Genomic DNA, 9,337 nt, shown 5'->3' on the forward strand with positions numbered 1-9,337 from the left:
TTCAGGGCAGACGTACCCCCAGCGCCGTCTGCACCAGCGCCGAGTGCAGCCTGACGGAGAGCGCCGCCAGCTCCTTCGCGGTCGCCTCGGCATGCGCTCTGGTCTGCGGGTTGCGGTGCCGGCGAAGCGGTGCGACCACTTGTTCGACCAGACCCGCCTCACGGTCGGCGGCAGCCTTCATCGCCCGCAGATGCCTCGGCTCCAGGCCGAATCTGCCCAGGTCGGCGATCAGTCTGGCCACCGTCACGGACTCGGCTTCGTAGGAGGAGTCCGCCGAAGGAGTGATCAGACCGTAGGCCTCCCACTCGCCGAGCTTCTCCTCGGTGACCTCCGCGGCCGCGAGCAGCTCCGACCGCCCTACGCGCGCCGCCGTGGGCCCTTCGGAGCGGCACTCGCCCGCCTCGCCGGATCCCACCGGCCCGCCCTGGGACGGGAGCGGGGGGCGTTCCCCCCGCGCCAGGGCGTCGAGGTGCTCGCGGATGACCTTCAGCGGCAGATAGTGGTCCCGCTGCATGCGGAGCACCTGCGCGAGCCGCTCGACGTCCCCGGGGCTGAACTTGCGGTAGCCGGACGGTGTGCGTTGCGGCTCGACGAGCCCCTCGGCCTCCAGAAAACGGATCTTGGAGATGGTGACTTCGGGAAACTCTTCCCGCAGCTGGTGCAGCACCGAACCGATGCTGACCAGCCGGTCGCCACCGGCGGTGCCGTGGCCGGCACCGCCCGCCGGAGTTCGCCGCATGGACGCCCCTGAGTCAGATGCCCCGCTGGTTCGCGTAGAAGACCAGCCGGTACTTGCCGATCTGAACTTCGTCACCGTTCGCCAGGACGACCGAGTCGATCGGCTCGCGGTTGACGTATGTGCCGTTGAGGCTGCCGACGTCCGTGACGGTGAAGGTGCCGTCGGCCGCCCTGCGGAACTCCACATGGCGGCGCGAGACGGTGAAGTCGTCCAGGAAGATGTCGCTCTGGGGGTGGCGGCCCGCCGTCGTCAGCTCGCTGTCCAGGAGGAAGCGGCTGCCCGCGTTCGGCCCGCGTCGCACCACGAGCAGGGCCGAGCCCAGCGGGAGGGCCTCGACGGCCGCCTGGGCCTCCGGCGAGAGCGAGGGGAGGGGCGTCTGCCCCGTGGCCTCCGCCTCGTAGGCCTCGATCCCCGAGATGGAGATCGTCGAGGTGGTCTCCGAGGCCCGTTCCGCCGGAGCTCCGGACCGCAGCGGCGCGCCGCAGTTGGAGCAGAAGCGGCTGGTCTCGGCGTTGCGGTTGCCGCATCGCGTACACACCGGCATGGACAGGTCCTCCTGCCGCGGCTGCCCCGCGGGGGCATGGGATGCGTACGGGTCCGGGGCAAACCCTCCACCCGTACTTGAGGTTGACGGTTCCCCGAAACCTATGCGGCCGGGACCGGCAGGGTCAACAGCAGACGCGCCCTGACCGCCGGGAATGTCACCACCGGCGATCTCGTCCCGGAAGAGCGGGCGCTCGCCGCTCTGCTCCGCCTCCTGGCCGTGGCGCGGTGCGCGGTGGCGGGCGGTGCCGCCCTCCTCGCGTGCGCTCTTGCCGAACAACTTCCCAAACAACTTCACGGGCGATTCCCCTTGACCGAAACAGACCCGCCCGTGGGGCAGGAACCCTGAATGAAAACACCTGCCGACCCGGACATCCTCACAACGTCCGTACCCTCCGGACAGTTTCCACCACGTAGCACTCTTACGATGCGCCGACCCCCCGCAACCCTTCGTCCATCTCCGGCTTCCCCAGCACGGCCTCGGCTCACCGGGAGGACGACCGAGCGTAGTCAGGCCGTTCCACGGGTCGCAAGGCATCCACGACGATCTTCTCCGAGCGGGTCACCGTGACGGTGGCCTGCTCCTTCTCCAGGGTCTGCACCACTCCGCCGGGAATGTTCAGCGCGGGCTCGAGGTCCTGCGGCCTGCCGATGACCTTGAAACGGTACGGGGCACCGATCTTCCTGCCGTCCACCTGGATGCTGCCGCCGCCGTCGGAGAAGTAGGAGTCCGCGACCACCCTCACCCCGTTGACCTGGATCGCCTCGGCCCCCGCGGCACGGAGTTCCTGGATCGCGTCGAGCAGCATGTCCGACTCGACCGCCCCGGCCCCGTCGCCGATGGTCAGCGTGATGCCCGGGCCCTGTGCGGCCACGGTACCGGCGAGGATGCCCAGCTGCCGCTCCTTTTCCTGCGTCTGCCGGCGCGCCTCTTCGGCCTGGTCCGAGCTGGTCTCCAGCTCGGTCCGCTGCTCCTCGAGCCGCTGCTTCTCATCTTGCAGACGCTTGGTGCGGTCATCCAGTTCATCGAGGATCCGCACGAGATCCTCCTGGCGCGCGCCGCGCAGGGCGCTGCTGTCGCTCGTCGACTGGACCTGGATGGCCAGACCGAGGCCCAGCACGAACAGCAGCAGGGCCACGATGAGTTGGGCGCGCGAGAAGCGGGGCGGCCACAGCCCGGCCACCAGTCGCTGCCGACCCGTCAGCTGCGGTCCGTCGCCGGTCGGCGCCACGTGCGGCGCGCCGCCCTCCGCGGGAGCGTCCGCGCCGTCGCCGTCGCCGCTGTACGCCCCTTGCGGCCCCTCCAGCCCCTCCCGCCCGTCGGCTTCGGGAGCTGCGGACCGCGCACCGGCCTCCCCCGCTCCGGCGGGCGCCGGCCGGGCCGGGGCGGGAAGCGGGCCCGGCCCGGTGGGCAGGGCCCGAGGGGCTCCGGGCTCGGCGGGGGCGTCCTCTACGGGCAGCGGCCCCTCGGGCCGCCGCGGCGGCGTCACATCGGGCGTCCGGTCGTCAGCGGTCCCCGGCGTCCCGTCCTGGGAGTCGGGCGCCTCACGCAGGGTCCTGTCGTTGTCGCTCATCGGCCTCACGCCCGGAACACATGGCGGCGGATCGCGGCCGCGTTGGAGAAGATGCGGATGCCGAGGACGACCACCACTCCCGTGGACAACTGCGCACCGACGCCCAGTTTGTCGCCGAGGAAGACGATCAGAGCGGCCACGACGACGTTCGAGAGGAACGAGACCACGAAGACCTTGTCGACGAAGATCCCGTCGAGCATGGCCCGCAGACCGCCGAAGACCGCGTCGAGGGCCGCGACGACGGCGATCGGAAGGTAGGGCTCGACCACCGCCGGCACCTCGGGGCGGAGCAACAGTCCCGCCACGACTCCCAAGACCAGGCCCAGTACGGCGATCACGATGTGCCCTTCCCTGTCTCTGCCGTGCCCTGACCGGTGCCACCGGCGGTCCTCGGCTCTGCGGTACGTACGATCAGGCTCGGTGCGGCCGGCAGACGCACCTGCTCCTGGGCGGAGATGCTGCTCCGGATCCCGAAGTTCTCCTGCAGCGCGTGGAGGTACTGACCGTCCGCGCTGTCCTGGAAGGCGGTGCTCAGCTTCTTCCCGTCGCCGACGGCGAGCACCGTGTACGGCGGCACCAGCGGCTTGTTGTCGACGAGTATGGCGTCACCGGCGGCCCTGATCGCGGACAGGGCGGTCAGCCGCTGCCCGTTGATCGCGACGGCCTCCGCTCCCGACTCCCAGAGTCCGTTGACGACGCGTTGCATGTCGCGGTCGCGGACCCGGCCGGTGTCGGAGAAGCCACTGCTCTCCCGCGGACCGCCGCCGTCCGCCTGGCTGCCCTTGGCGTCGTCGACGACCAGCTTGACCCCCCGCCCGGTCACCTCGGTAGCGCCGGAGAGCAGGGCCACGAGGGCCCCCTGGTGCCCGCCCTGGTCCTGGAGCGCCCTGCGCTGCCGCTCGCCGACCTCCCCGCGAAGCCGCTCGACGTCCCGCGCCAGCTCGTCCGCGGCCGTGGTCTCGGCCTCGATACGGTCGATGAGCTCTTCACGTTCCTTCGCCACGACGGGTGCCGATATCCGCGCCTGAGCCGCTCCGAGGGTGACCACCAGAGCCGCCAGCACCAGCCCGGCCGCGAGCCACAGCTTGGCCCGCAGCGGCTGGGGCAGCGGCCCGCCCTCGGCCTCCCTGCGGGCCGTCGCCTCCGCGTAGCCGTCGTCGAGGCTGTGGTCCATGACGTTGTTCAGCAGCGACATGGACGCGTCGGGACGCGGCGGCGAGACGGTCCTCGTGACGGGGGGCTGCTGCGGCATGCCGCACATCGTCGCACGTCGCGACCGCTACCGCCGAATGGCCCCACGGTTGTGCCGGGATGCGGACCGTCCCGCACCCCGGCACACCGCGCTCAGTCGGCCGGCGCCCTCACTGCTCCGTGGCGTCACCTGCGCTTTCCACGACCGTGGACCACTCGCCCAGGAGTGCCTGGGCGGATGCGTCGTCCGGTCCCTCGGCCCACAGATGGGTGACGGCCTCGGACGGATCGGGCAGCACCAGCACCCAACGGCCGTCCGCCTCCACCACGCGGACACCGTCGGTGGTGTCCACGGAGCGGTCGCCGGCGGCCTCGACGACGCGGCGCATCACCAGCCCCTTGACCGCCCACGGCGTCGCGATGTCCTTGCGGAGCAGATGGGCGCTCGGGATGCGGGCGTCGATCTGGCTCAGGGTGAGCTGAGTACGGGCCACCAGGCCGAGGAGCCGGACGAACGCCGCAGGTCCGTCGAAGACGCTGCTGAACTCCGGGATGATGAAGCCGCCACGGCCGTCCCCGCCGAAGATGGTCGACTCCTCCCGGCAGACCCGGGTGAGATCGTCGGGGGATGTGGTCGTCCACTCCACCTGCGTACCGTGATAGGCGGCGACCTGCTCGGCGATACGGGTCGTCGTCACCGGCAGCGCCACCTTGCCGCTGCGGCGTTCCGCGGCGACGAGGTCGAGCATGACGAGCAGCGCCCGGTCGTCCTCCACGATCCGGCCGCGCTCGTCGACGAACGACAGCCGCTCTCCGACGGGGTCGAAGCGCACGCCGAAGGCGGCGCGTGCGGACGCCACGATCTCGCCCAGCCGCACCAGGCCCTGCCTGCGCTGCTCGAGCGTCTCGGTCGGCCGCGACTCGTCGAGCCCGGGGTTGATCGTCAGCGCGTCCACACCGAGCCTGCCGAGCAGGCTGGGCAGCACGAGGCCGGCGCTGCCGTTGGAGGCGTCGATGACGACCTTGAGCCCTGCCTCCGCGATCCCGCTGGTGTCGACGTTGCGCAGCAGTGAACCCGTGTACGAGTCGTAGATGCTCGCCGGGAAGGACAGGTCTCCGATCTCTCCCGGGAAGGCACGCCGGTACTCCTGGCGTGCGTACACGCGGTCGAGCTTCCGCTGGCCGCCCTGTGACAGGTCGGCACCGCGCTCGTCGAAGAACATGATGTCGACCGAGTCCGGGACACCGGGCGAGGTCCGGATCATGATGCCGCCGGCGCTGCCCCGGGCCGTCTGCTGCCGGGCGACCGGCAGCGGGACGTTCTCCAGGTCCCGTACGTCGATGGCACTGGCCTGGAGTGCGGAGATCACCGCCCGTTTCAGCGCCCTCGCGCCTCGGGAGTGGTCACGGGCCGTGGTGACCGTCGCTCCCTTCTTCAGGGTGGTGGCGTACGCCCCCGCGAGCCGCACGGCCAGTTCCGGCGTGATCTCGACGTTGAGGATTCCCGAGACGCCGCGGGCCCCGAAGAGATTCGCCTGACCGCGCGATTCCCAGATCACCGAGGTGTTGACGAAGGCGCCGGCCTCGATCGTCTTGAACGGGTAGATCCGCACGTTGCCCTGGACGATCGACTCCTCGCCGATCAGGCACTCGTCGCCGATGACGGCGCCGTCCTCGATCCGCACGGCGCGCATGATGTCGGTGTTCTTGCCGACGACACAGCCGCGCAGATTGCTCTGCGGCCCGACGTACACATTGTCGTGGACGACGGCCCGGTGCAGGAACGCGCCCGATTTCACGACCACGTTGGACCCGACGACGGTGTGCTCGCGGATCTCCGCGTCCGCTTCGACCTTGGCGTAGTCGCCGACGTAGAGGGGGCCCCTCAGCACGGCGTCCGGATGGACCTCCGCGCCCTCGGCGACCCAGACGCCGGGCGAGATCTCGAAGCCGTCGACCTCCACGTCGACCTTGCCCTCGAGAACGTCGGCCTGGGCCTTCACATAGCTCTCGTGGGTGCCGACGTCCTCCCAGTAGCCCTCGGCGATATAGCCGTAGATCGGCTTGCCTTCCTTCATCAGCTGCGGAAAGACGTCGCCGGACCAGTCGACGGAGACATCGGCTTCGACGTAGTCAAAGACCTCCGGCTCCATCACGTAGATGCCGGTGTTCACCGTGTCCGAGAAGACCTGGCCCCAGGTGGGCTTCTCCAGGAACCGTTCGACCTTCCCCTGTTCGTCCACGATCGTGATGCCGAATTCGAGGGGATTCGGCACCCGGGTCAGGCACACCGTGACGAGTGCGCCCTTCTCCTTGTGGAACCTGACCAGATCCGAAAGGTCGAAGTCGGTGAGCGCGTCCCCGGAAATGACGAGAAACGCGTCGTCCTTCAGCGCCTCTTCCGCGTTCTTCACGCTGCCCGCGGTACCGAGTGGCTTCTCCTCGTGCGCATAGGTGAGCTCCATCCCCAGCTCTTCCCCGTCACCGAAGTAGTTCTTGACGAGGGAGGCGAGGAACTGGACGGTCACGACCGTCTCAGTGAGCCCGTGCCGCTTGAGCAGGCGCAGCACATGCTCCATGATCGGCCTGTTGACCACCGGCAGCAGTGGCTTGGGCATGCTCGAGGTCATGGGGCGAAGTCGTGTTCCTTCGCCACCAGCCATCACGACGGCCTTCATGTCGGAAGCGTCCTCCTTGAAGAGACGACGGTCCAGCCGACTTCACCCGTCCGGGCAGGCCCCTCTCCAGTTCTCATGCGGACCGGTGGGACTCTGCACGGCTACGTGCGTACGGCTCAATCGGCCACGGCGTCAGCCTTGACGAGTCGGCGGACCTGGACCACATAGAGGATCCCTGCCCACCAATACAGAGTTGTACCCCATCCTGCGAACGCCCATCCGAAAACTTCGGCGAGTGACGCGAGCCACCCGTCTCCGTCGCTGAGCAGCAGGAGCGGGAACGCATACATCAAGTTGAAGGTAGCCGCCTTGCCCAGAAAGTTCACCTGGGGAGGCGGATAGCCGTGCCGGCGCAGGATTCCCACCATCACGAGCAGCATCAGGTCCCGGGCCAGAAGTGCGACGGTCAACCAAAGGGGCAGGATGCCCCGCCAGGTCAGGCCCACGAGGGTGGAAAGGATGTAGAGGCGGTCGGCGGCGGGGTCGAGGATCCGGCCCAGGCTGCTGATCTGGTTCCACCGGCGGGCGAGCTTGCCGTCGAGATAGTCGCTGACGCCGCTCAGTGCGAGCACGAGGAGCGCCCAGCCGTCGGCCTTCGGTCCGCCGAACTCGGGCAGGAGGATCAGCCACAGGAACAGCGGCACTCCGAGCAGGCGAGCCATGCTGAGGATGTTGGGGATGGTGAGTACCCGGTCGGTCTGAACACGGGTCTCCTGGACCTCCACCCGGGGGCCTCCTGCCGAACGTACCAACGATGCCCCCTGACCCTACCTTCAGCGGGAACAGCCGGGTACGCAGGGGTTACTGTCGATCATGTTCGGTAGCCCGCCCCTGGAACGCGGAAAGCCCCGGACCATACGGTCCGGGGCTTTCCCCAATGATTGTTCGGCGGCGTCCTACTCTCCCACAGGGTCCCCCCTGCAGTACCATCGGCGCTGAAAGGCTTAGCTTCCGGGTTCGGAATGTAACCGGGCGTTTCCCTAACGCTATGACCACCGAAACTCTATGAAACCATCGAACCAGCCGACCAGCACCCCACCACCGGCGGTAATGCGGTCTCGGCATGTTCGCAACTTCAGAACAAACACAGTGGACGCGAGCAACTGAGGACAAGCCCTCGGCCTATTAGTACCGGTCAACTCCACCAGTCACCTGGCTTCCATATCCGGCCTATCAACCCAGTCGTCTACTGGGAGCCTTACCCCATCAAGTGGGTGGGAGTCCTCATCTCGAAGCAGGCTTCCCGCTTAGATGCTTTCAGCGGTTATCCCTCCCGAACGTAGCCAACCAGCCATGCCCTTGGCAGGACAACTGGCACACCAGAGGTTCGTCCGTCCCGGTCCTCTCGTACTAGGGACAGCCCTTCTCAAGACTCCTACGCGCACAGCGGATAGGGACCGAACTGTCTCACGACGTTCTAAACCCAGCTCGCGTACCGCTTTAATGGGCGAACAGCCCAACCCTTGGGACCGACTCCAGCCCCAGGATGCGACGAGCCGACATCGAGGTGCCAAACCATCCCGTCGATATGGACTCTTGGGGAAGATCAGCCTGTTATCCCCGGGGTACCTTTTATCCGTTGAGCGACGGCGCTTCCACAAGCCACCGCCGGATCACTAGTCCCGACTTTCGTCCCTGCTCGACCCGTCGGTCTCACAGTCAAGCTCCCTTGTGCACTTACACTCAACACCTGATTGCCAACCAGGCTGAGGGAACCTTTGGGCGCCTCCGTTACCCTTTAGGAGGCAACCGCCCCAGTTAAACTACCCATCAGACACTGTCCCTGATCCGGATCACGGACCCAGGTTAGACATCCAGCACGACCAGAGTGGTATTTCAACGACGACTCCACCTGAACTGGCGTCCAAGCTTCACAGTCTCCCACCTATCCTACACAAGCCGAACCGAACACCAATATCAAACTGTAGTAAAGGTCCCGGGGTCTTTCCGTCCTGCTGCGCGAAACGAGCATCTTTACTCGTAGTGCAATTTCACCGGGCCTATGGTTGAGACAGTCGAGAAGTCGTTACGCCATTCGTGCAGGTCGGAACTTACCCGACAAGGAATTTCGCTACCTTAGGATGGTTATAGTTACCACCGCCGTTTACTGGCGCTTAAGTTCTCAGCTTCGCCCCACCGAAATGGAGCTAACCGGTCCCCTTAACGTTCCAGCACCGGGCAGGCGTCAGTCCGTATACATCGCCTTACGGCTTCGCACGGACCTGTGTTTTTAGTAAACAGTCGCTTCTCGCTGGTCTCTGCGGCCACCCCCAGCTCAGAGTGCAAGACTCATCACCAGGCGTGGCCCCCCTTCTCCCGAAGTTACGGGGGCATTTTGCCGAGTTCCTTAACCATAGTTCACCCGAACGCCTCGGTATTCTCTACCTGACCACCTGAGTCGGTTTAGGGTACGGGCCGCCATGAAACTCGCTAGAGGCTTTTCTCGACAGCATAGGATCATCCACTTCACCACAATCGGCTCGGCATCAGGTCTCACCCACATGAGAGACGGATTTGCCTATCTCTCGGGCTACACCCTTACCCCGGGACAACCACCGCCCGGGCTGGACTACCTTCCTGCGTCACCCCATCGCTTACCTACTACCACCTCG

The 9,337-nt window shown here is 67.1% G+C and carries 7 protein-coding genes and 2 rRNA genes (1 of these 9 cut by a window edge); all 9 read right to left on the reverse strand.

Features of this window, described 5'->3' with window-relative positions:
• Nucleotide 1: 1 nt before the first annotated feature.
• Complete coding sequence (ftsR, locus tag DDW44_RS10900; RefSeq protein ID WP_018891052.1) at nt 2-739, reverse strand: transcriptional regulator FtsR; 738 nt, start codon at nt 737-739, stop codon at nt 2-4.
• A gap of 13 nt (nt 740-752) precedes the next feature.
• Nucleotides 753-1,685: an FHA domain-containing protein gene (locus tag DDW44_RS10905; RefSeq protein WP_199786801.1), complete on the reverse strand. Its 933-nt coding sequence runs from the start codon at nt 1,683-1,685 to the stop codon at nt 753-755.
• An 82-nt stretch (nt 1,686-1,767) separates the two neighbouring features.
• Complete coding sequence (locus DDW44_RS10910) at nt 1,768-2,772, reverse strand: DUF881 domain-containing protein (RefSeq protein ID WP_425275692.1); 1,005 nt, start codon at nt 2,770-2,772, stop codon at nt 1,768-1,770.
• An 89-nt stretch (nt 2,773-2,861) separates the two neighbouring features.
• Nucleotides 2,862-3,194 carry a small basic family protein gene (locus tag DDW44_RS10915; protein ID WP_017948521.1) on the reverse strand — a complete coding sequence of 111 codons (333 nt, stop codon included), beginning with the start codon at nt 3,192-3,194 and terminating at the stop codon, nt 2,862-2,864.
• Nucleotides 3,191-4,108: a DUF881 domain-containing protein gene (locus DDW44_RS10920; RefSeq protein WP_108906299.1), complete on the reverse strand. Its 918-nt coding sequence runs from the start codon at nt 4,106-4,108 to the stop codon at nt 3,191-3,193. Before DDW44_RS10920 ends, DDW44_RS10915 begins: the two co-directional genes overlap by 4 nt.
• Nucleotides 4,109-4,217: 109 nt before the next feature.
• A complete protein-coding gene (locus DDW44_RS10925) occupies nt 4,218-6,725 on the reverse strand; it encodes a mannose-1-phosphate guanyltransferase (RefSeq protein WP_108906300.1) in 2,508 nt (835 codons plus the stop codon).
• Nucleotides 6,726-6,841: 116 nt separating this feature from the next.
• Nucleotides 6,842-7,450, reverse strand: a complete 609-nt coding sequence (clsA, locus tag DDW44_RS10930; protein ID WP_017948524.1) for a cardiolipin synthase ClsA — start codon at nt 7,448-7,450, stop codon at nt 6,842-6,844.
• Nucleotides 7,451-7,608: 158 nt separating this feature from the next.
• Nucleotides 7,609-7,725: ribosomal RNA gene (rrf, locus tag DDW44_RS10935) — 5S ribosomal RNA — on the reverse strand.
• A gap of 105 nt (nt 7,726-7,830) precedes the next feature.
• Nucleotides 7,831-9,337, reverse strand: a 23S ribosomal RNA gene (locus tag DDW44_RS10940) (it continues 1,618 nt past the right edge of the window).

It is taken from the genome of Streptomyces tirandamycinicus, from assembly GCF_003097515.1.
GTDB classification, from domain to species: domain Bacteria; phylum Actinomycetota; class Actinomycetes; order Streptomycetales; family Streptomycetaceae; genus Streptomyces; species Streptomyces tirandamycinicus.

Coding starts and splice junctions, on each gene's coding strand:
- ftsR (WP_018891052.1), bottom strand. CDS start 739: ATGCGGCGAACTCCGGCGGGCGGTGCCGGCCACGGCACCGCCGGTGGC.
- DDW44_RS10920 (WP_108906299.1), bottom strand. CDS start 4,108: ATGCCGCAGCAGCCCCCCGTCACGAGGACCGTCTCGCCGCCGCGTCCC.
- DDW44_RS10925 (WP_108906300.1), bottom strand. CDS start 6,725: ATGAAGGCCGTCGTGATGGCTGGTGGCGAAGGAACACGACTTCGCCCC.